22 protein-coding genes are annotated in these 22,616 nt (G+C 41.4%); 2 read left to right on the top strand and 20 right to left on the bottom strand.

Annotation, left to right across the window (positions count from 1 at the left end):
- Positions 1–205: 205 nt before the first annotated feature.
- The 7 genes from mtnA to T543_RS08790 form a co-directional block, all read right to left on the bottom strand.
- Positions 206–1,318, bottom strand: a complete 1,113-nt coding sequence (gene mtnA / locus T543_RS08820) for an S-methyl-5-thioribose-1-phosphate isomerase (protein ID WP_035767659.1) — start codon at positions 1,316–1,318, stop codon at positions 206–208.
- A 119-nt stretch (positions 1,319–1,437) separates the two neighbouring features.
- Positions 1,438–2,484 (bottom strand): electron transfer flavoprotein subunit alpha/FixB family protein, encoded by a 1,047-nt coding sequence (locus T543_RS08815; protein ID WP_035767658.1) that lies wholly within the window; start codon positions 2,482–2,484, stop codon positions 1,438–1,440.
- A 76-nt stretch (positions 2,485–2,560) separates the two neighbouring features.
- Positions 2,561–3,352: an electron transfer flavoprotein subunit beta/FixA family protein gene (locus T543_RS08810; RefSeq protein ID WP_035767657.1), complete on the bottom strand. Its 792-nt coding sequence runs from the start codon at positions 3,350–3,352 to the stop codon at positions 2,561–2,563.
- 34 nt (positions 3,353–3,386) lie between these two features.
- Positions 3,387–4,547 (bottom strand): acyl-CoA dehydrogenase, encoded by a 1,161-nt coding sequence (locus T543_RS08805; protein ID WP_035767656.1) that lies wholly within the window; start codon positions 4,545–4,547, stop codon positions 3,387–3,389.
- Positions 4,548–4,633: 86 nt separating this feature from the next.
- Positions 4,634–5,509 (bottom strand): 3-hydroxyacyl-CoA dehydrogenase family protein, encoded by an 876-nt coding sequence (locus tag T543_RS08800; RefSeq protein WP_035767655.1) that lies wholly within the window; start codon positions 5,507–5,509, stop codon positions 4,634–4,636.
- A gap of 31 nt (positions 5,510–5,540) precedes the next feature.
- Complete coding sequence (locus T543_RS08795; RefSeq protein WP_035767654.1) at positions 5,541–6,335, bottom strand: enoyl-CoA hydratase-related protein; 795 nt, start codon at positions 6,333–6,335, stop codon at positions 5,541–5,543.
- Positions 6,336–6,422: 87 nt separating this feature from the next.
- The gene (locus T543_RS08790; RefSeq protein ID WP_035767653.1) at positions 6,423–7,601 is read right to left on the bottom strand and encodes an acetyl-CoA C-acetyltransferase; all 1,179 of its coding nucleotides are present in this window, start codon (positions 7,599–7,601) and stop codon (positions 6,423–6,425) included.
- Positions 7,602–8,069: 468 nt separating this feature from the next.
- Between T543_RS08790 and hpf the strand changes: the two genes are divergently transcribed.
- Positions 8,070–8,600 carry a ribosome hibernation-promoting factor, HPF/YfiA family gene (hpf, locus tag T543_RS08785; protein ID WP_035767652.1) on the top strand — a complete coding sequence of 177 codons (531 nt, stop codon included), beginning with the start codon at positions 8,070–8,072 and terminating at the stop codon, positions 8,598–8,600.
- Between the two features lie 90 nt (positions 8,601–8,690).
- On the opposite strand, the gene T543_RS08780 is transcribed toward hpf, so the two are convergent.
- The gene (locus T543_RS08780) at positions 8,691–9,992 is read right to left on the bottom strand and encodes a C40 family peptidase (protein ID WP_242839495.1); all 1,302 of its coding nucleotides are present in this window, start codon (positions 9,990–9,992) and stop codon (positions 8,691–8,693) included.
- A gap of 221 nt (positions 9,993–10,213) precedes the next feature.
- A complete protein-coding gene (trxB, locus tag T543_RS08775; RefSeq protein WP_035767650.1) occupies positions 10,214–11,149 on the bottom strand; it encodes a thioredoxin-disulfide reductase in 936 nt (311 codons plus the stop codon).
- A 340-nt stretch (positions 11,150–11,489) separates the two neighbouring features.
- Between trxB and ymfI the strand changes: the two genes are divergently transcribed.
- Positions 11,490–12,242 carry an elongation factor P 5-aminopentanone reductase gene (gene ymfI, locus T543_RS08770; RefSeq protein ID WP_035767648.1) on the top strand — a complete coding sequence of 251 codons (753 nt, stop codon included), beginning with the start codon at positions 11,490–11,492 and terminating at the stop codon, positions 12,240–12,242.
- Positions 12,243–12,332: 90 nt separating this feature from the next.
- Here ymfI and T543_RS08765 read toward each other — a convergent pair whose 3' ends face one another.
- The 11 genes from T543_RS08765 to T543_RS08715 all read right to left on the bottom strand — a co-directional run bounded on the left by T543_RS08765 (position 12,333) and on the right by T543_RS08715 (position 22,557).
- Positions 12,333–13,085 (bottom strand): amino acid ABC transporter ATP-binding protein, encoded by a 753-nt coding sequence (locus tag T543_RS08765; protein WP_035767647.1) that lies wholly within the window; start codon positions 13,083–13,085, stop codon positions 12,333–12,335.
- 16 nt (positions 13,086–13,101) lie between these two features.
- Positions 13,102–13,758: an amino acid ABC transporter permease gene (locus T543_RS08760; RefSeq protein ID WP_035767646.1), complete on the bottom strand. Its 657-nt coding sequence runs from the start codon at positions 13,756–13,758 to the stop codon at positions 13,102–13,104.
- 13 nt (positions 13,759–13,771) lie between these two features.
- The gene (locus tag T543_RS08755; RefSeq protein ID WP_035767644.1) at positions 13,772–14,668 is read right to left on the bottom strand and encodes a transporter substrate-binding domain-containing protein; all 897 of its coding nucleotides are present in this window, start codon (positions 14,666–14,668) and stop codon (positions 13,772–13,774) included.
- A 113-nt stretch (positions 14,669–14,781) separates the two neighbouring features.
- Complete coding sequence (gene lgt / locus T543_RS08750; RefSeq protein WP_035767643.1) at positions 14,782–15,531, bottom strand: prolipoprotein diacylglyceryl transferase; 750 nt, start codon at positions 15,529–15,531, stop codon at positions 14,782–14,784.
- 12 nt (positions 15,532–15,543) lie between these two features.
- The gene (locus T543_RS08745) at positions 15,544–15,906 is read right to left on the bottom strand and encodes a response regulator (RefSeq protein ID WP_035767642.1); all 363 of its coding nucleotides are present in this window, start codon (positions 15,904–15,906) and stop codon (positions 15,544–15,546) included.
- 9 nt (positions 15,907–15,915) lie between these two features.
- Positions 15,916–16,803, bottom strand: coding sequence for a chemotaxis protein CheX (locus T543_RS08740; protein WP_035767640.1), 888 nt, complete (start codon positions 16,801–16,803; stop codon positions 15,916–15,918).
- Positions 16,804–16,948: 145 nt separating this feature from the next.
- Positions 16,949–18,373 carry an SseB family protein gene (locus T543_RS08735; RefSeq protein ID WP_035767639.1) on the bottom strand — a complete coding sequence of 475 codons (1,425 nt, stop codon included), beginning with the start codon at positions 18,371–18,373 and terminating at the stop codon, positions 16,949–16,951.
- Positions 18,374–18,485: 112 nt separating this feature from the next.
- On the bottom strand, positions 18,486–19,784 hold the full coding sequence (locus tag T543_RS08730) for a M18 family aminopeptidase (RefSeq protein WP_035767637.1): 1,299 nt from the start codon (positions 19,782–19,784) through the stop codon (positions 18,486–18,488).
- Positions 19,781–20,935 carry a GGDEF domain-containing protein gene (locus tag T543_RS08725; RefSeq protein ID WP_035767635.1) on the bottom strand — a complete coding sequence of 385 codons (1,155 nt, stop codon included), beginning with the start codon at positions 20,933–20,935 and terminating at the stop codon, positions 19,781–19,783. The genes T543_RS08730 and T543_RS08725 overlap by 4 nt, the downstream gene beginning before the upstream one ends.
- Positions 20,936–21,009: 74 nt before the next feature.
- Complete coding sequence (locus T543_RS15245) at positions 21,010–21,897, bottom strand: putative ABC transporter permease (protein ID WP_051638651.1); 888 nt, start codon at positions 21,895–21,897, stop codon at positions 21,010–21,012.
- Positions 21,898–21,915: 18 nt separating this feature from the next.
- Positions 21,916–22,557, bottom strand: a complete 642-nt coding sequence (locus T543_RS08715; RefSeq protein WP_035768300.1) for an endonuclease III domain-containing protein — start codon at positions 22,555–22,557, stop codon at positions 21,916–21,918.
- Between the last annotated feature and the right edge of the window lie 59 nt (positions 22,558–22,616).

Genomic DNA, 22,616 nt, shown 5'->3' with positions numbered 1-22,616 from the left:
CTATCACAGTTTTTTCGCAAAATTCGGCTAATTTTATAGACTTATCCATTTACTATTTTAACACTCAGCAATGTATCGCTCAACGAAATATAGTAAATTTATTGTTTTTTTATAATAATTTTAAGATTTAAATCATAAAAAATCCCACTTGCCAAGAGGTCATGACGCCTTTGCTTAGGTGCATGGCCTCCCGGCATGTGGGATATTAAAATAGTTTTCTTATAGCAACATCATACGGCGCTCTAAGGACTCCATATTCAGTAACAATACCGGATATCAGTTCATTATCCGTGACATCAAAAGCAGGATTGTAGACTTTAACACCTTCGGGAGCCATTCTCTCTTTGTACCACATTTCGGTAACTTCCTCAGGTTTTCTCTGCTCTATCTTAATGTCGTCTCCAACCTTAGTATTTATATCAATTGTTGAAGAAGGAGCGCATACATAAAACGGTATTCCGTACCTTTTAGCAACCGTCGCTACAACACTTGTACCGATCTTGTTTGCTGCATCTCCATTTGCCGCAACTCTATCGCAGCCAACAAAGATAGCATTTATCTTGCCGCTTTTCATAAGAGATGCCGACATATTGTCACACAAAAGAGTCGTATCTATTCCCGCAGACTGTAGTTCAAAAGCTGTTAATCTGGCTCCCTGAAGAAGTGGTCTTGTCTCATCACAGTATACTCTGATATTTAATCCCTTCTCATGAGCAAGATACATGGGAGCTGTTGCTGTACCGTATTTACAGGTTGCCAGTTGTCCCGCATTACAATGAGTAAGTATTCCATCTCCGTCTTTTATAAGCTCCAGACCGTATTCACCGATCTTGCGGCATACTTCAATGTCTTCAGCCTTAATCCTCTCTGACTCTTCCTTCATTTCACCAATAAGGCTTTGCAAGCAGAATCCCTTTTCACTTATGCCGTGCTTTTCATTGATAGTTGAAAAATCGCTGCCATCCATGGTCATGTCTTTGATGTGTGTCTCCATCCTGTTTAATGCCCATGAAAGATTTACCGCAGTAGGTCTTGATGAGTTTAAATAATCACTCTTTTCCCTGAGCTGTTTCATAAATTCTTCATAGCTTTTGGCTTCCGACTTTTTCATGAGGATATAAAGTCCAAATCCTGCAGCTACGCCTATGGCAGGTGCACCTCTAACCTGAAGCAGGTAGATTGCATTCCATATTTCTTCTCCTGTCTTTAGGAGTATAGTCTCAATATTTCCGGGAAGAAGTGTCTGGTCGATAATCTCTATTGCATCCAGTTCATCCCTAAGTTCTACTGTTTCATAATCCAATATACTTTTTGCCATATAATATCCTTTCAAAATGATAGTACATTAAGTCTTTTTCTTATCAAGAAAAAACAAGCTGTATACTTCATAATAAGCGAAGTATACAGCCTGTAAAATATCATATCACATTTTAGATATTATTTCTCAGCAAGTGCTGCCTCAAGCTTCTTAGTAAGAGCAGGAACGATCTTGTTAAGGTCGCCAACTACACCATAATCTGCTACGTCGAAGATAGGTGCATTCTCATCCTTGTTGATAGCGATGATGAGATCTGACTCTTCCATACCTGCAACGTGCTGGATAGCTCCGCTGATACCGATTGCAAAATATACCTTAGGACGAACAGTCTTACCTGTCTGACCTACCTGAAGATCCTTCGGCTTCCAGCCTGAATCTACAACTGCACGAGAGCATGAAACTGTTCCGTGAAGAACCTTAGCAAGATCATCAAGGATCTTGAAGTTCTCTGCACTTCCAACTCCACGTCCGCCAGATACAAGGATCTTAGCTTCCTGAATATCTTCAACTTCAGAAACAGCCTTAACGATCTCAAGTATCTTGGTATAGCAAGCATTCTCTTTGAATCCGGGATTGAATTCTACAACCTCAGCCTTTGCGCCCTTTACAGGAGTAATTTTCTGCATAACGCCGGGACGTACTGTTGCCATCTGAGGACGGAAATCAGGACAAGCGATTGTAGCGATTGTGTTTCCACCGAATGCAGGACGAGTCATAAGGAGCTGCTTATGCTTCTGCTCCTGACCGGGAACTGCTACGAGCGGGAAGTCACCTATATCAAGCTGTGTACAGTCAGCTGTAAGACCTGTATGAACACGTGATGAAACACGAGGACCAAGGTCACGGCCGATTGCTGTAGCACCAACAAGAAGGATTTCAGGCTTAAACTCGTCGATTACTGATGCAAGTGCGTGTGTGTAAGGCTCTGTACGATAATCCTTAAGTTCAGGATCATCTACAACGATTACACGGTCAGCACCGTACTCTGCAAGAGTATCTACAAGATTACCAACCTTATCACCGATAAGAACTGCTGTTACTTTCTTCTCATCAAGATCCTTAGCGAGATCTTTTGCTTTGCCCAGAAGCTCTAAAGCAATACCTGAGAGCTCGTTGTCTACCTGCTGAGCAAATATAAATACACCCTTATATTCTTCTAAAGACATTTTTGTTCTCCTTTAACTATTATAATTCATATCTTGGAACGCGCAGACTCGAAAATGCTGCGCGGCTCACAGGTTCTCAGATGACATGCTTCTCTTCAAGCTTACCAAACAGATAATCAACAGCCTCATCCGCAGAATCAGCTACGATCTTCTCGCCTGCGCCCTTCTTAACCTTATCAGAAGCCTTAGCAATCTGAGTAGGTGATCCCTTAAGACCGATGTTAGAATCATCAACATCCTTAAGGTCTGCTCTGCCCCATACTGTAACTTCCTTCTCGAAAGCATCAAAGATTCCGCCGGGAGTCATGTATCTGGGTTCACCAAGCTCTGCAAGAGCTGTGATAAGGCAAGGCATCTTAGCCTCTACCATATGGTAACGATCCTCGAACTGGCGCTTAACAACAACTGTCTTTGCCTTCTCATCAACCTTGATCTCTTCTGCGTATGAAATAACAGGAATACCAAGGTGCTCAGAAATCTGAGGACCAACCTGAGCTGTATCACCATCGATAGCCTGACGGCCTGTGATAACAAGATCATAATCAAGATTTCTAAGTGCACCGGCAATAGTAGAAGATGTTGCCCATGTGTCAGCACCACCAAGTACTCTGTCTGTAACAAGGATTGCCTTGTCAGCACCCATAGCCATAGCTTCACGAAGAACTGCTTCTGCCTTGGGAAGACCCATAGTAACAACAGTAACCTCTGCGCCATACTCATCTTTAAGACGAAGAGCTGCCTCAAGACCTGCTTTGTCATCAGGATTCATGATAGCAAGCATTGCTCCTCTGTCGAGTGTTCCATCGGGTTTGAACTTAACCCCGCCCTTTGTATCGGGCACCTGCTTTATGCAAACTACAACTTTCATTTGTTTTCTCCTTTATTCAAATAAATATCGGTTATCAGGAAAGTAATGCGCCAGAGATTACCATTCTCTGAACTTCTGAAGTACCTTCGTAGATTTCTGTGATCTTAGCATCACGCATCATACGCTCTACTTCGTACTCTCTGATGTAACCATAACCACCATGAAGCTGAACAGCCTTAGTTGTAACATCCATAGCAACTTCAGCAGCGAACAGCTTAGCCTTAGCAGCTTCTACTGAATAACGATCCTTGTTCTTCTTTGCATCAGCAGCAGCGTAAACAAGCATCTTAGCAGCTTCACACTGTGTAGCCATATTAGCAAGCTGGAACTGTGTATTCTGGAACTGACCGATTGAACGACCAAACTGCTTTCTCTCCTTAACGTACTCAACTGTACGCTCAAGAGCACCCTCAGCAATACCAAGAGCCTGCGCAGCGATACCGATACGTCCACCATCAAGTGTGTGCATAGCGATCGGGAATCCCTTTCCTCTTGCACCAAGAAGGTTCTCTGCAGGAATATGGCAATCCTGGAAGATAAGCTCGTACGTTGATGAACCACGGATACCCATCTTGTTTTCTTTTGTACCAAATGTAAATCCGGGTGTTCCCTTCTCAACGATGAATGCAGAGAACTTCTTTGTCTTTCTGCCCTTCTTATCCTCAACGATATCTGTGTATGCGATGATGATATAAACATCAGCTACCTCACCGTTTGTGATGAAGCACTTAGAACCGTTAAGGATCCATTCCTTACCATCTTCTGAAAGAACAGCCTTTGTCTGAACGCCCTGAGCATCAGTACCAGCCATGGGCTCAGTAAGACCGAAAGCACCGAGCTTCTCACCCTTTGCAAGGGGAACAAGGTACTTCTGCTTCTGCTCCTCTGTACCGTATGTCATGATAGGATCGCAGCAAAGTGATGTGTGAGCAGAAACGATAACTGCTGTTGTACCACAAACCTTTGCAAGCTCCTCAACACACATAACGTATGTAAGAGGATCGCATCCCTGTCCGCCGTATTCCTTCGGAACCGGAATACCCATGAAGCCGTATTTCTGCATTTTCTTAACAGTCTCCATAGGGAATACTTCTGTTTCGTCCACTTCTATAGCATTTGGCTTAACTTCTTTTTCTGCGAATTCTCTGAAAAGAGATCTCGCCATTTCATGTTGCTGATCTAACTGAAAATCCATGAAAAAATCCTCCATTTTGTCTGTAATCTCTCTCAATCTCATCGACACACTGATTTCGAGAGCTTACGTTATTTTTTTATCTTTAATTATTTGCGGTCTGTGGGAACCTTGTTTCCATCGCTGTAATCGTAGAAACCAATACCTGTCTTAACACCAAGCTTCTTACCACGAACCATCTTACGAAGAAGAGGGCATGCACGATACTTGGAATCGCCTGTCTCTGCATAGAGAACATCCATGATTGCAAGAACAATATCAAGACCGATGTAGTCGCCAAGTTCAAGGGGTCCCATAGGATGATTGCAGCCAAGCTTCATAGCTGTATCTACACCCTGGATATCTGAAACGCCTTCTGAATATACGAAGATACCTTCGTTGATCATAGGAACAAGGATACGGTTTACTACGAAACCAGCTGCCTCGTTAACCTGTACAGGTGTCTTTCCAAGATCTTCAGAGATCTTCTTGATCTTCTCAACATCTTCTGCAGGAGTGTTAGCACCCTGGATTACTTCTACAAGCTTCATAACAGGAGCGGGATTGAAGAAGTGCATACCGATAACGGGCTTGGGAAGTCCTGCACCGATCTCTGTGATTGAAAGAGATGATGTGTTTGATGCAAAGATGCAATCAGGATTCTTTACGATGTTCTCTTCAAGTTCCTTGAAAAGATTCTTCTTGATATCCATAACTTCAAGAGCTGCCTCTACTACGAGATCAGCATCTGTGCAGATATCGTTAAGACCTGTCTGGATCTTACCGATGATAGCATCAGCCTTAGCCTGATCGATCTTTCCCTTTGTAACCATCTTATCAATGCTCTTCTTAATCTTAGCAAGTCCGCCTTCAGCAAACTCTGTCTTAATGTCGCAAAGATAAACCTTATCTACTGTTTCTGCCTGTGCAAATGTCTGTGCTATACCAGCACCCATTGTGCCGGCGCCAATTACTGCTACCTTCATTTATATGTCCTCCTAAGTTTGTTTTATCAAATTATTTATTCTGGAAGTTTACAACCTTAACCTTCTTCGGATCATCTTTCTTACGAAGGAAGTTAGCCATACCCTCGCGCTGATCTTCTGTCTCAAAGCAATCACCGAAGATCTTCTCTTCGAGTTCAATTGCCTTGTCAATGTCAAGCTGAAGGCCTTCATTTATAGCCTTCTTGCAAGCGCGAACAGCAATAGGAGCATTAGCAGCTATTGTGTTTGCCATTTTCTCAGCTGCAGGAAGAAGCTCTTCCTGAGTATATACTGCATTAACAAGACCGATTCTAAGTGCCTCGTCAGCCTTGATATTACGTGCTGTATAAATAAGCTGTTTAGCCATTCCTGCACCGATGAGACGAGCAAGTCTCTGTGTGCCGCCAAATCCGGGAGTGATACCAAGACCAACCTCGGGCTGACCAAACATAGCATTGTCTGAGCAGATACGGATATCACAGCTCATTGAAATCTCACAGCCGCCGCCAAGTGCAAAGCCGTTTACAGCAGCGATTGTAGGAATAGGGAATGTCTCAAGCTTTCTGAATACGTCATTTCCTTTCTTACCAAAAGCCTCACCCTCAGCCTTTGTAAGAGTGCTCATCTCTCCGATATCAGCACCTGCAACAAATGACTTTTCACCTGCACCTGTAAGAACAAGTGCTCTTACTGTGTTAACATCAATGCCGTCAAGAGCAGCGTTAAGGTCATCAAGAACCTGGCTGTTAAGAGCATTGAGTGCTTCAGGACGGTTGATGGTAAGGATAGCAATTTTATCCTTTATCTCAACATTTACAAATCCCATTTTCTTTTATCCTCCTTACTTTTATTTATCCACTTTAACGTGGAAGAAGCGCCGTGGCGCATGTCCACAGCGCTTATACATCTAATATCAGTCGCGTTCTACGATAGTAGCACAACCCATGCCGCCACCGATGCAAAGTGTAGCAAGACCACGCTTCTTGTCAGATCTAACCATCTCATGAAGAAGAGTAACAAGAATACGGCATCCTGATGCTCCAACAGGGTGACCAAGTGCAATTGCACCACCATTTACATTAAGTTTGTCAAGGTCAAAGCCAAGATCCTTACCTACTGCTACAGACTGAGCTGCAAAAGCTTCATTTGCTTCGTAGATATCGATATCGTCGATCTTAAGACCTGTACGATCAAGAACCTTCTTTGTAGCTGCAACAGGGCCAACACCCATGATTGAAGGATCTACACCGCCAAGAGCACCTGCTACCCATGTAGCCATAGGCTTAACGCCAAGCTCCTTAGCCTTCTCTTCGCTCATAACAACGATAGCTGCTGCACCGTCGTTGATACCTGATGCATTACCTGCTGTTGTTACGCCATCCTTGTTGATAGGACGAAGCTTTGCAAGGCCTTCCATTGTTGAGCCGGGGCGAGGGCCTTCATCAGTATCAAAGATAACTGTGTCCTTCTTAACCTTAACTTCTACAGGAACGATCTCATCCTTAAACTTGCCAGCCTTCTGAGCTGCCTCAGTCTTCTGCTGACTCTTAAGAGCGAACTCATCAAGTTCTTCTCTTGTAAGCTTCCACTGCTCTGCAACATTATCTGCAGTCTGGATCATGTGGTAATCATTGAATGCATCCCAAAGAGCATCATTTACCATGCAATCCTTAAGTACTCCGTTATTCATACGATAACCGAAACGTGCCTTATCAAGTGCAAAAGGAGCCATTGACATGTTCTCCATACCACCTGCAACAACAATATCTGCATCGCCTGATCTGATCATCTCAGCGGCCATGTTTACGCAGTTAAGACCTGAACCGCATACAACATTGATAGTAACAGCCGGAACCTCAACAGGAAGACCTGCCTTAATTGATGCCTGACGTGCTACGTTCTGACCGAGACCTGCCTGGATAACGCAGCCCATAAGAACCTCGTCAACCTGCTCTGGCTTTACGCCTGCTCTGTTAAGAGCCTCCTTGATAACAATAGAGCCAAGATCTGCTGCCGGTGTGTTTGAAAGAGCTCCACCCATCTTACCGATCGCAGTTCTACAAGCGCCTGCCAATACTACCTTCTGTGCCATAGATGCTACCTCCGTTTCGGGACTATTTGTCCGCTATTTAAAATTATTTTTGTTGTTTGTTATTTTTTTGTCACAACGCATATATTATAGCATGCGTGCTTTTTTCTATGCAAGAAAAAGGAGGACAATATATTCTTTTTTTATTAAATTTTCATAAAGCTGTATAAGATGCACATAAAACTAATTGTCAACAAGAAAAATTTACAGAAGATTAAGAATTTTGCCCAAGGTTATCCACAATCCACAATATAAAAAATACGAATAATTCGAGTTATACACGAAGTTTTCCACCTTATCCACATTTATCCACAATAATCCACCATAATTTATCCTCTAAAAACAAACATACTTTTTGTCAGTTTCGCACAAATTCATAAAAAAAGTCTAAACTCATTAGTATAAATTGATAGCTCAAGCTTATAAATGGTATAATGAAACAGTAAATAAATAAGCAAAGGGGATGATTGCATGAAATATACTATCATTGGTAAGAACATCGATGTAACACCCGGTCTTAGATCCGCAGTGGAAGAAAAGATTGGAAAACTTGAGAAGTATTTCACACCGGATACGAATGTTAATGTGACGCTCACAGCTGACAAGGACAGACACAAGATTGAAGTAACTATTCCGGTAAAAGGAAAAATAATCAGATCTGAGCAGGTGAGCAGTGACATGTACGTTTCTATTGATTTAGTGGAGGAGATCATAGAACGTCAGCTTAAGAAGTATAAGAGCAAACTGGTAGACAAACACCAGACAGAGATCAGCAACTTCAAAAAGGAATATATTGAAAATGATTCCTATGATGATGAAGAGATCAAGATCGAACGTGTAAAGAAATTTGATCTTAAGCCCATGTATGTTGAGGATGCTGCAATCCAGATGGAACTTTTGGGACACAACTTCTTCGTATTCATCAATGCTGATACAGATATGCCAAACGTTGTTTACAAGAGAAAAGGCGGAACCTACGGCTTGATCGAGCCCGAACAGTAATAACCGTTTTTGAATCTTAATTAGTACTTAAAAAGGTCGGATGAAATCAATCATCCGACCTTTATTTTTGATCATTTTTAAATTTTCAAATTAGAAGATTCTTCTTACAGCAAGAACCTGTCTGTAATCAGCATTGGAAATCTTGATACCTGTAGCTGCTGTTGAAGCATGTACAATCTGTCCACCACCGATGTAGATTCCTACGTGACCTGAGTAACATACAATATCACCGGGCTGAGCATTGCCCAATCCGTCAACTGCTGCTCCGACGCTTCTGTCAGCACCACTTGAATGAGGAAGGCTGACACCGAAGTTAGCATATACACTCATTACGAATCCGGAACAGTCTGTTCCGTTTGTAAGACTGGAACCACCATATACATAAGGGTTGCCGACAAACTGCTGAGCAAATGAAGCAACTGCGGATCCTATTGAGCTTGACTGAGTTGTATAACTTCCTGCTGAATTGTAGCTCTTAGATCCTGATGAAGCCTTAGAAGAGCTTGTACCCTTCTTAGCAGACTCAAGAGCTGCCTTACGAGCTGCTTCTTCTTTTGCAAGACGAGCTTCCTCTTCTGCCTTGGATTCAGCCTTAACAAACTCTGTTGAAAGTGTTACATAGTCAAGTGAAACATAACCGTCACCTTCTTCTATGCTAACCTTAACCCATCCGTCAAGTTCTTCCGTTACAACAAGTTCATCTTCTATCGGAACAAGGCCGAGCACTTCATCATCTGTGCTGGGGCCACTTCTTACCTTAAGTGTAGTTGTGGTAACTGTAGCAATACGTTTTCCAACTTCCTTGGCGAGTTCAACTGCCTCATCGCCTGTTACGCAATATTCTGCCTTTACATATCCTTCTACAGATCCGGACTGTATCTTGTACCATCCATCAACTTCTTCGATGAATGTACCAACAGAATCATCATAGAGCTTACCAACAATCTCGCCATCCTCTTCACTCGGATTATCACGAACATTTACATAATCGTTTACATTAGCGATTACAAGAGTCTTGAAAAGCTCTTCTTCCTTCTGTTCATCTGTAAGCTCGGTCTCCTCAGCCTCTTCCTCTTCCTCAGCCGTCTTAATATTGGCACCTGTAGCTTTCTGAATATCATTAAGTATATTTTCCTGCAATGTTGAGGCAAGAGGTACTGTCTCTGTAATTGTTACCGCTGTATCTTCTACATTTTCAGCCACATCAGAAGAATCATCCCCTGATAAAGTTGATAAAGATACGGAATCAGAAGTTAGTGCATAACTTATACCTGCAGAAGGCAATACTGATGTTACCTTCGAAGATGAAGCAGATGCTTCAATACCACTTCCTCCAATTGTTACCGCAGCAGCAACCCCCATTGCAATTAGCTGCATATTAGTCTTTCGCAAAATCGACCTCCAAAATTTGTTACGAATTTGTTACATCTTTTAACAATATACTCTGATGAATTGTTTTTGTCAACCTTTTATACTATTATTTACTCCCGACAGTTAAGCCATTGTCTAAATTGCATAATTTTTTTGTACTATTTACGGCATAATAAAAAGCCAGTATCCATGCAGATACCGGCTTTTCCATAAATAGTTTCCGGGAAAATTTTACCAAAAAATTACTTTTTACCTATAAGGAAATCCTGAACGGCTGTGACAGCATTTGCGCCATCAGCTACAGCTGTAACAATTTGACGAAGTCTCTTTTTTCTGGAGTCTCCTGCAACAAATACTCCCTGTGTTGAAGTAGCTCCGTCTTCTTTGGCTATAACATAGCCCGACTCATCCATTTCGCAAAGGCCCGTAAAGCTCTCTGTAAGAGGATGAATTCCAATAGCTACAAAAAGAGCATCCGTATCTATATCTTTCTTTTCGCCGCTCTTAACATTTTTTACTGTTATGGCTGTTACTTTATTATCACCTTTTACTTCTTCAACTACGCTGTCCCAGATTATTTCTACATTGGAAAGACTCATCAGCTCTTCCTGCAGGATCTTGGCTGCTCTGAGCTCATCTCTTCTGTGAACAAGGTATACTTTGCTGCAGCCTCTTGCTAGGAAAATAGCATCTTCAACTGCAACGTCTCCTCCTCCGTTTACAACAGCGACTTTATTTCTGAAAAAAGCACCATCGCATGTAGCACAATAGGAAACTCCTCTTCCGGTAAATTCTTCTTCGCCCTTTATTCCAAGCTTATTATGGGAAGCTCCTGTTGCAAGAATAACAGTCTTTGTCTCATACTCGCCCTGATCTGTCACAACCTTAAATACAGGAGCAGTAGAGTCATCGCCTTCAGATACCTTGACAACCTCTGTTACAGTTCCTTCTGCAAATTCAGCGCCGAGCTTATCAGCATGCTCGCGGAACTTTGTACCCATATCAAATCCATTAATGCCGGGCAGTCCAAGGTAATTATCCACTTCATAAGTGATGAGTATCTGACCTCCGCTTACGGGATCCTTTTCTATTACAATAGCATCAAGTCCTGCTCTCTTAGCATATACAGCTGCAGAAAGTCCTGCAGGTCCTGAACCGATTATTACCAAATCCTTCATAGTTAGTACCTCCTCGTATATTATGTATTGGCACGATTGCTCCGCAATCCTGCCCTATCGGTCGGAACCATTCCAAATCATGACTTCGTCATGATGGTTCCTCCCTTTAGGGATTTGCAGGTCATGATTTTATTCTATCTGATGACCAGAATTCTTGCGAGCTTTTTCCTCTTAGTTCACAAGAAGTGATAACTAAAATTAAATTGTGTACAATTTGTATTTTTATAGTAATACCTTTCCTCTGATTTGTAAAGCACTATTTTTTTAAATATATAAGGCCGTTTTAAAAACACGCACATATGGCTTTATGATAAGATAATACTATGCGAGGTGAAAACAAATGAATTCATTAAATAACAAATCATCCGTCCTTGTAACAGGGGCATCAAGAGGAATAGGGCTCTCTATCGCAGAAACATTTGCAGCCGCAGGTCATCCTGTATATATGTGCTGCAGATCACATCAAAAAGAGATAATAGAATTATCCAATGAAATATCTGATAAATACAATATTCCTAGTTTTGCCTATGCCTGTGACATAGGTAATGAAAATGATGTCATTAAATTATTTGAAGCTATGACTCAAAATCCATGCAAAGCGCCCGGTATCGTCATAAATAATGCCGGAGTAGCCCATTATGGTCTTTTGACCGATATGACATCAAAAGAGTGGCGCGACCTCATGTCAACTAATCTTGATTCTGTATTTTATGTATCAAAATATGCCGTTCCCTACATGCTTAAGGAAGGCGGCGGAAAAATAATAAATATATCTTCAGTTTGGGGAAATGTCGGAGCTTCATGCGAAGTAGCTTATTCCGCATCAAAAGGCGGCGTTAATGCATTTACAAAAGCTCTTGCCAAAGAACTTGCACCAAGCAATATTCAGGTCAACGCTATTGCTTGCGGCGTGATCGATACCACAATGAATTCTTCGCATCTATCAGAAGATGAATTGCAGGCTCTTACAGAAGAAATTCCCGCAGACAGACTCGGAAGAACAGATGAAGTTGCACAGCTTGCACTGCAGCTTGCAAACGCTCCAAGCTACCTAACAGGACAGATAATCACCCTCGATGGCGGATGGATCTGATTGAAAAAGAACAAAAACTCTCCGTATACCATGGTCATTGCGCCCTTTCGCGGGTGCATGGTCTAAAGGTATATGGAGAGTTTTAAAATATTACTTAATAACTCCAGATAAAAACTGCCTGGTGCGTTCCTCTTTGGGGTTGTTTATCAGCTCATCAGCAGGTCCCATTTCAAGGATAGCGCCATCATCCATGAATATGGCTTTATCAGCGACATCTCTGGCAAAGGCCATTTCATGTGTAACAATTATCATCGTCGTGTTTTTCTCAGCAAGATTTCTTATTACCCTTAATACTTCTCCCGTAAGCTCAGGATCCAAAGCAGAAGTCGGCTCATCAAAGCAAAGTATATCCGGTTTTAATGCAAGAGCTCTGGCTATGGCAACTCTCTGCTGCTGACCTCCCGATAATTGATGCGGGTAATTATCCATCCTGTCTGACAGCCCCATCTGATCAAGGAGGTCTTTGGCATTTTCTATAATTCCTGCCTTTTCATTTGCTTCAGCATTTATAAGCGGTGCCAGTGTAACATTTTCAAGCGCTGTATACTGCGGAAAAAGATTAAACTGCTGAAACACCAGTCCAAAATGAAGTCTCATTTTTCTAAGAAGATCAGGATCTGTAACGGGATTTTTTCCATCAAAAAGCTGCTCTCCTCTTACAGTAATTGTTCCTTCATCTGCAGTCTCAAGAAAATTAAGGCATCTAAGAAGTGTTGTTTTACCACTTCCCGAGGAGCCGATTATAGATATCGCCTGTCCCTCTTCCAGATCAAAGCTTATTCCCTTGAGTATCTGATTTTTATCAAATTTCTTTTTTAAATTCTTTACTTCCAATATAGGCATATGTTCTTAAACCCTTTTACTTAAAATATCCAAGCTTCTTTTCTATATATCCAAAAAGAAGTGTCAACAGTCCGCTAAAGAGAAGATAGAATGCTCCTGTATAAAACAAAGGCCATATTATTCCGCTGCTCTTGATAAATGCCTGTCCGTTCCAGATGATCTCATAAACCGCAATTACTCTTGCCAGTGAAGTATCTTTTACAAGAGTGATCACTTCGTTTGAAATCGGAGGGACAATACGCTTGATAACCTGAAGCAGTATGATCTTCACAAATATCTGAGACTTGGTCATTCCAAGGACCTTACCTGCCTCATACTGACCTACAGGGATTGACTGTATCCCTCCTCTGTATATTTCCGAAAAATAACATGCATAGTTAAATACAAATGCAACAAGAGCCGCCATAAACCTACCATTTGAGCCGCCTCCCCACAGATTAACTCCAAGGAATATTCCCGGTCCGTAGTAGATAATAAGAAGCTGAAGCATCAGAGGTGTTCCTCTGACGATCCAAATGATAAACCTGATCGGATATTTCAGCACAGCTGTCTTGCTCATCGAACCAAAACATATAAAAAGTCCCAGTGGTAGTGAAAAAACAAGTGTCAGCAAAAATAATTTTATTGTTCCGATAAATCCCTCAAGCAGGGAAATTGTAACGGTTAAGAACATGAATCAAAGCTCCTTACTGTGCAATCAAAGCATCCTGAACGCCGTACTGCTCTGCTATCTGCTGCATTGTGCCGTCGTCATAGAGTGCTTTAAGCTCGGTATTAATATATTCAGCAAGATCTGATCCCTTGCGACATCCGATACCATACTCTTCTGTAGTAAGTTCAACTGTGTGTGAAAGGTTCTCGTAGCTTGTTCCTTCTCCTATCATTGCACCTGCCATAAGAAGGTCTATGATGCAGGCTTGTGAAGTTCCGGCTGCTACTTCCATAACAGCATCAGACTGTGATGTGAGAGATGTATAATCAAATCCATTTTCAGTAGCTGCTGCTTCACCTGCTGAACCTGACTCAACTGCATAGCTAAGAGCAGACACGTCTTCTACTGTCTGATATTTTTCTGCATCTTCTGAAGGAACTACTACAACCTGTGCATTGTTAAGATAAGGCTTTGTACACTCCATAGCATTTGTAACTTCACTTGTAAGTGTCATTCCATTCCAAACAACATCTATAGACTTGTTTTCAAGCTCCAGGATCTTATTATCCCAATCGATTTCAACAAACTCCACATCAACGCCGAGTGACTTTGCAACTTCCTTTGCCATATCAGCATCAAAACCGATCCAGTTGCCATCGTCATCCTTATAATCCATAGGTGCAAAATCTGTTATACCTACAACAAGCGTACCCTTGTCCTTGATATAAGAAACGTCTCCGTCTTCGGCTGTTTCTGAAGTAACCTCTGCATCATCTGCTGTTTCCTCTGCGCTTTCTTCTGCAGCAGCATCCGCAGTCTCTTCCACAGCTTCATCAGCCTTATCAGCTCCAGTATTGTCAGCTCCTGAACAAGCAACAAGGCCGCAAGTCATAGTAGCGCTCATAAGTATCGCTATAAGTTTCTTTTTCATAATGTCCTCCTTTTTGGGCAAAAAAGAAAAAGCATATCTGATATGCTTTTTCACTTTAGTCAATCATTCTTTTAACACTTTACCATACTAAATTGTTTATGTAAATACAAAAACTATTTAGCAGCTTTTTTAGTAAGGACTGTATACAATATAACTCCGGCAGAAACTATTCCGAAAGAAATAATCTGTGATGTAGAGAAAATGCCTACACTGCCTCTGTAATCATCTCTGAAAAACTCAATAGCAAATCTGCCTACGCCATAAAGCATAAGGTACATTGCTCCAACTCTTCCGGTCACTTTATTTTTGGATGCATAAAAAAGTAAGATCGCTCCAAAGATAAAATCTCCTGCTGAAGACATAAGCTGCGTAGGAATAAGAGGAACATTATTCGGTGCAAAATCAGAATGGGTAAACACAACTCTTAACGGGCCATCAGTCTGTGCCCCATAGCAGCACCCTGCACAAAAGCAGCCTATTCTGCCAAAGCCCTGTGCTATAGAAACCTCAGGCATTACCAGATCGAAATAATCAAGGAAGTTTTCTTTTCTCCTCTTAATATATATGAAGCTTGCGACTATTCCGCCAATGATTCCTCCATATACCACATATCCGTTTCTGAAATCCCATAAGATTGAAGGATTCTTTATTATGGCAGGAATCTCAACTATATAAAACAGAAGCCTGCATCCAAGCAGGCCTCCAATAATCGCACAATAAAAGATTCCGTAAATCGTATCTTCTGAAAAGCCTTTTTTCTTCCCCCTCCATAGCGCAATAAAAAGCGCCGATATAAAGCCAATAGCAATCATAAGTCCGTACATATGAAGTGTGATCGGACCTAAATGAATATCATTAAACATAAATCCCCATTTCTATTTCTTCAAAACTTTATCAATTGCTGCTATAACCTTGTCCTCGTCAAGTGGCTTGGTCACAAATTCAACCGCTCCGCTCTCAACAGCTTCCACCATTTTCTCATTCTGTCCGGCCGCAGTAATCATAATAACCTTGGCATCGGGATAAGACCTGTGAATGAGTTTAAGCGATTCAATCCCGTCCATAACAGGCATGGTAATATCCATCGTAACTATGTCGGGATGAAGCTTGCCGCAATCGTTATATGCTTCCTGGCCATTGGTAGCTTCACCAACTATGGTATGGTCATGTCTTTCCAGCATATCTCTAAGCACTCGGCGTGAAATCTTGGAATCATCTGCTATAAGTATATTAGCCATCGTCTCTCCTCACTTAATGTTTACATCACTATTCACGGAAACAATAAGGAAAACAACACTATCATCACAGTGGATCGGCATTATATGAAGGTCATTTCCTGAAATATTTGCAAATCTCGAAGAAAAAACCGGAGGTTCAAGTTCAATTCTCTCACCCTGAGCACTCCTATCCGTTGCATATAATCCGTTGATACAGTTAATCAGCTCACACATGGCATCAAGAGCATCTTCTTTGGTCTCAATAAATTCTTCCTTTGTATATCGCTTTGCCATTAACTGCAAGTCAGCATCTTTTCCTGCTATAGCCACTGTTGCAGAAGAAGCACCATGAAACTGTTGATATCCAAGGCACTCTTCCTGAATACTGTGTGTGACATAAGATTTTTCAACATACATATGCGTATCAACAAGTCTGTAGAAATTCTTTATGCCATAAGTGAAAAGTTGCTTGTATTCGATATTCTCTGTATCGACAAACAGCGGAATGATATCCGACATGTCGCCTTCCTTAAGCAAAACCATCTGCTCGTCGGTATACCCTTCATCCCTTTGAAAATCATTTAGCGCTTCATTAATAGCATCAAGAGTCATGAAGCCTCTGTCCACGATTGATGATGTAAAAGTCGCAAATGCATTTCCCTGAAGCGATAATAATCTTCCAACCTGAGTCTGAGTCAGATACCCTCTCTCTATCGCAAGATCGCCAAAATGCTTATCCTTTGTTGCCTGCAGAGCATTTATTTCCTCTGCCTGAGCAACAGTCATGAGTTTTTCGGTAACCGCGATCACACCAAGCTTAGCCCTCTTGGATTCCTGTATCTGATAGACCTGAGATAACTGACTTTGCTGAAGTTTACCGCTATCCACAAAGTATTTTCCAATTATTCGGTCGAACATAATTCCCTCCATGTATGAAACAATTAAGTCCTAAAATAAAAGACATACAACAGGAACGAAACACCATATTAATTTTACTTCATATCGAAATATCAAACAAGTAAAAACGGCTTAATATAACACTTATTTATTATTATTTTATATTTTATTCCTTAGGAGCAAACTCGCTTTCAACAGAATCGTTTCCCTCAGAAAGCTCTATGGGAGCTGCATCCTCATTGGAAAGCTCTGTCATAGGCATATCATCATCGAGCGAAGCGATACTCTCGCCTGAAAGGATCTCTTCTTCAGGTGTTTTTGCTGCGATTCCCTTTCCGCTCATAGCTGACTTGATCGCAGCCTCTGTATCTGAAAGCTTCTTCTTAGCAGGCTTTTTATTTCCAGCATTTGCTGCAGCAACTGTCTGTGCAGCCATCTGAAGTGCAAGCATTCTTTCTCTGGGAATCATTATTTTCTGGCCTGCAGGATTGATGATCACGCCATCCTTTTGACCTACAAATCTCAAAATATCAGGGAATGCAAAAACAGCGCCCTTGAAATCGGAATTTGCAAACATCTTGGTAAACTCAATTCCATCTGTAAAGATTGGAAGGAAATGCTTCTCATCCTTACTCTTGATCTCAGGAAATCTGATCTTGGTATCCTTGGTGAACTTAAATTTGCCATCGTCCATTACTTCAACGGGACCTTCATGCTGCATGGGAACAATATAGTTTGCAGCCTGAGCTGCCCTTGCCATACGCATTTCCTTTGTTGCAAGGACTTCTTTTCTCTTCTCATACTTAACAGGCCATCTTACTTCGCCAAGGAAGTCGAGCATAGCAAAAACAAGCTGAGGGTTCTTTGGTGAATTATCAGCATTTGAACCCCAGTCAGCAGGAGCAGCTACGATCTCTTTGCGCTTAAAGTGTGCTCTGTAATAACCGTTATCAATTATGAAATCTTCGATTCCAAGATAGTAGAGATAATCAAAAAAGCTTCTTCTGTCTTTTGCAGACTCAGCCTCATTATCTGCCTTGCAGGGCTTTATAATAAGTCGTCTGTACTGTTTTCCGAATACCTTTCCGGCATTTTCTGCATATTCCTGACATGAAAAGATGTTGATATATCCATGATCTATAAACGGATAGCCTGTAGTTGCATCATATAAAACATAGAGCATCTTGGCATCACGCACTCTGCCAAGTATCTCATTGTATATCTTTCTGTGATTAGCTTCATATCCGGGGATCGGAGCTATCTTCTGGAACTTTTCCATTGCAGTGAGCAAAAATAAAAGCTCCTGCATATCCAAAAATCTTATTGCCTCTACACTGATGTCCTCATCGTATATCATCATTCCGATCTCATCTTTTCTCTCATCTGAAATCGGATCTTCCAGAACATCCTCTTCAACTCCCTCAACCTTTATCGGATTAATCCTTACAGGAGACGGCCATCCCTCGGCCATGTGCTTTTCTTTTATTGATGAAAGCTCTGCTTCTTTTCTCTCTGCTTCAAGCTGCTCGTTAAGAAGCGCCTCATCCTCCTCCTTATTCTTTTTTCCTCCAAAAATATCAAATAACCCCATTATACTTCTCCTCTATAGACTCTAATTTATATCTAACTTGATCCGGTCGGATGCGGATACCGTAACCGCCCAAAGGACGTGCGCTAACGGTAACCAGCTCCTCTAAAAATTTTTATTGAACATTAAGATCGCATCCGTAGAACTCTTTTGAGAATTTTACGAGATACTCGGCATCCTTAACACCGCAGGTTTCATACGGTGAGTGCATTGCAAGCTGTGCCATTCCTATGTCTACAGTACTTATAGACACCTGTGTTGCTGATATATTACCCAAAGTTGATCCTCCGGCTACATCCGATCTGTTGGTAAATATCTGGAAAGGAATTTTAGCTTTTTCACATACCATCTTGAAAGCAGCTGCTGAAAGTGCATCTGTAGTGTACTTCTGATTAGCAGAATATTTAACTACAACGCCCTCATTCATGACAGGTCTGTTAACAGGATCTGCCTTCTCCGTATAATTCGGATGGATCGCATGCGCATTATCAGCAGAAACCATAAAGCTGTTTGAAAGTGAAACAAGATATTCCGACTCACTTCTCTTTGCAGCCTCATTGATTCTCTTAAGTGTATCCTTGAGGAATGTAGATGCCGCACCCTGCTTTGTGCCGCTTCCGACCTCCTCATTATCAAATACGGCGTGAACAGTCACATGCTTCTTGTTTTCTGCCATAAGAAAACCTTCAAATGAGCCGTATGCACATTCTATATCATCCAGCCTTGAAGCTGACAGATATTCATTATTTGCTCCCCAGATGGTGGGCTCTACTCTGTTATACAGATGAAGCTCATGACTTATGATATCTTTCTCATCCACTCCGGCTGATTCTGCTATCAGCTTCATGAAGCCATTTTTTGATTTCTCATCTCCGAAAACAGGAAGAAGGTCCTTCTGGATATTGTATTTGTATCCGCTGTTGGCTTCTCTGTTCATGTGGATTGCAAGTGAAGGGATCATCAGAAGATCTCTGTCAACGTTAACAAGTACACTCTTTGCAGCAAGTCCCTTGCCCTTTTTGTCCTTTACAAGGATTCTTCCCGCTACCGAAAGCGGTCTGTCAAACCAGGGAGCGCAAAGCATTCCGCCATAGCCTGCAACATTTAATGTAATATATTTACCTGCAGATTCAATCTCCGGATTCTCCTTTACCACAAAAGAAGGAGAATCACTGTGACTGGCGATTATATAAAATCCCTTATAATCATTTTCCGGAACTTTGAAAGATATGATGGAAGATGCGTTTCTTGTAACAAAGTATTTTCCACCCTTCTTTATTTTCCAGACATCTTTTTCACTTAGTTCTGTGAATCCTTCTTTTTCAAGAATCTCCTTAAATGCTGCTACTGCATGAAAAGCAGTAGGTGCTTTCTTAATAAAATCTATTAAATTTTTAACTGAATTATTACTCATCTCTCCACCTTACGTCTGTCATTTAAATGATGTTCCCGCTTTTGGGCATACATCAGCTCATCAATTATCCTTTGGAATTCTCCTGAAGTGCTATGCCTTGCGGGATCGTATATTTTATAGCCGCAGCTCACATCAAGAACTTCGCTAAACCCCCTCTTATTTCTTAGTTTTACAATTTCTTCGTGGACCTTTTCGATCTTCTCTTTTATAACTGTTTCATCAGTCATTTGGGATATAACGCAAAACTCGTCTCCGCCAAATCTTCCGATCCCTGCTTCCTGTCCGAAAACAGCTACAAGAATATCAGCGATATCCTTAACCGTCTGATCTCCCGCACTATGACCATGATGATCATTGATCTCCTTAAAATGGTCAACATCCATCATGATTGCCGAGAAGCTTCCTCCACCGGTAAGCGCCGTCTTTATCTTCTCATCAAGCAGAATATCAAGTCCTCGCCTGTTCATAACACCGGTGAGATAGTCCACATTGACATCCTTGCTCTGAAGATAAAAGAACAACACCATACAACCAAGCGAAATGCCCGCGTAGGTCATATCCATTTCGGACACAAAAACCTGCAATATAGCCCCCAAAAGTGAAATCGAAGGAAGCAAAAACAGCTGCTTTCTGTATTCAGACATTACATTATTTCTGAATAAGATCACATATACAAAGAGCAGGAAGATAAAAAACATTATCATTACTCCTCTGAATATGTATAACGGACCTCTGTAGTATATGCCATCTTCAAAATAATAGAACAGATTTAATCCCGATATTTTTGAAAAAATCACCCCGATTATATTTACAACGGCAAATGTCTGAAAAGCTATTCCAAATAATCTTCTGCTCTTCTCGTTTTCCTTATTCATCCAGCATTCCATATACTGAAGCGCAAACAGGATATCAACCGGATCAAACAGATAAATAATAAGATATCCGATCTTGGCAAGGAATAAAAAATTATCGGGATGCGTTTCTCCGATTTTTCCTACGGTCTCCGCACATAGAAGAACAAGTGTCATTACAAGGAGTGCCGAATACCTTCTACTGGCCTGAATTTTGGAAGTACTGCTCTGGAAAATTAGCAGAAGTACCAGTATTAGTCCTGTATAAAAATTTAAAACTATCCAGCTTTCAATAACCATAATTATTACTTCCTAAACATAAGTCTGCCAAAGAATTGTACCAAATTTAGCTGATAAAATAAATAAACAGATACTCACTTATCCGACTTAACTCTGTCCTGCAATCTCTTATAGTAATCTGACATTTTCTCAGCACTGACATTCTTTTTTACTGTTGGTTTCCTGAATCTGAATTTCTTAATGCTCTTAAGTTCATACTCCTGTCTGAAATTAAGTCTTTGCGCCTGTTTGCTGACATTTGCTCTTATAGCTTCTTCATAGTTTATCAGAGCTTCCTTTGCCTTACCGGGAGCAGCCAAAAATGCATCTTTCGCTTTGCCGGGTACAGCAGTTATTGCTTCTTTTGCCTTGGAGGGAGTAGCAGCCGCAACCTTAAATGCTTCTTCCATTTTTTCATCGAATTCTCCCATAGCCCCTTCTACCATCTCAAGGAGCTGCATAAGTGATGAAACCGTAAGAACCAGATCTGCCGCAAGATATCCCATAAGAAGAAGCGCAATTATTTCAGCAAGAGGAACAGGTACTGCAGCTTTTATCCCTTCAGCAACGGGAAGTACAAATCTGGTAACAAATATGCCGGCTACGCCAAATCCCATAGTTGCGGGAACACATACTCTTCCGTTTATATTTAACGGAAAATCCTTGTAATCCCACCAAACCGCATGGAACTTTTTTTCCAGAAGAAGAGATGTACCATACTCCAAAAAAATACTTCCTACTGCGCAGATCAGAAATATTTTCCAAATCGGGATCTGTGCATAGGGGATTCCTTTAAAGAAAGGAAGTACTCCAAAAACAAGCTCACACCCTATACATCCAAGACCATAGATAGGACAGATGGGTCCAAAAAGAAATCCTCTGTTGCTCCAGTGCCCCTCCTTAAGCGTGCAGTAGGCACATTCATACATCCAGCCAAAAAAGCTGTATATCATAAATTCTATAAATAGCTTACAAATGAACATGTTTCCACCCTATAAAAATTATTTTTTCACACTTTGCCTGTGCCTGCATATGTCGTTCAGGCAGCAATTATCGCATTTTGGATTTCTTGCTACGCACACGGCTCTCCCGTGATCGACAAATCTGTGACATAGATCGTTCCCCTCCTGCTTTGGAATTATTTTCCAAAGCTCTTTTTCCACTTTTCCCGGCTCTTTTATATTATCCACAAGCCCTATCAGGTTGGATAGTCTTATGCAATGCGTATCTGTCACGATCGCCGGCTGCTTATATATGTCTCCCAATATGAGATTGGCACTTTTTCTTCCGACTCCCGGTAGTTTGAGCAATTCTTCCATATTATCCGGAACAATGTCATGGTACTTTGAATGTAGTATTTTCATGCAGGCAGAGATATCCCTTGCTTTGGATTTCCCCAGACCGCAAGGTCTTATTATTTCTTCTATCTCATCCACATCCGCATTAGCAAGTGCCTCCACTGTCGGGAATTTTTCATATAGTTTAGGAGTAGTCAGATCCACCCTCTTATCCGTACACTGTGCTGCAAGTCTGACACTCACAAGGAGCTGCCAGGCATCCTTGTATTCCAGAGTGCATTCTGTCTTCGGATATTCTTTTTTTAGCCGCTCAATAACTTCCAGCGCAAGTTTCTTCTTCGTCATATCTTTTATATACATAAAGTCCGAAAAGCTGATTAAATAAGCTCCCCGGACTTTTAATC

The organism is Butyrivibrio sp. NC2002 (assembly GCF_000702265.1).
Taxonomy (GTDB): domain Bacteria; phylum Bacillota; class Clostridia; order Lachnospirales; family Lachnospiraceae; genus Butyrivibrio.
The sequence above is the reverse complement of the archived record's forward strand: the minus strand, read 5'-3'. Positions and strand labels throughout refer to the sequence as shown.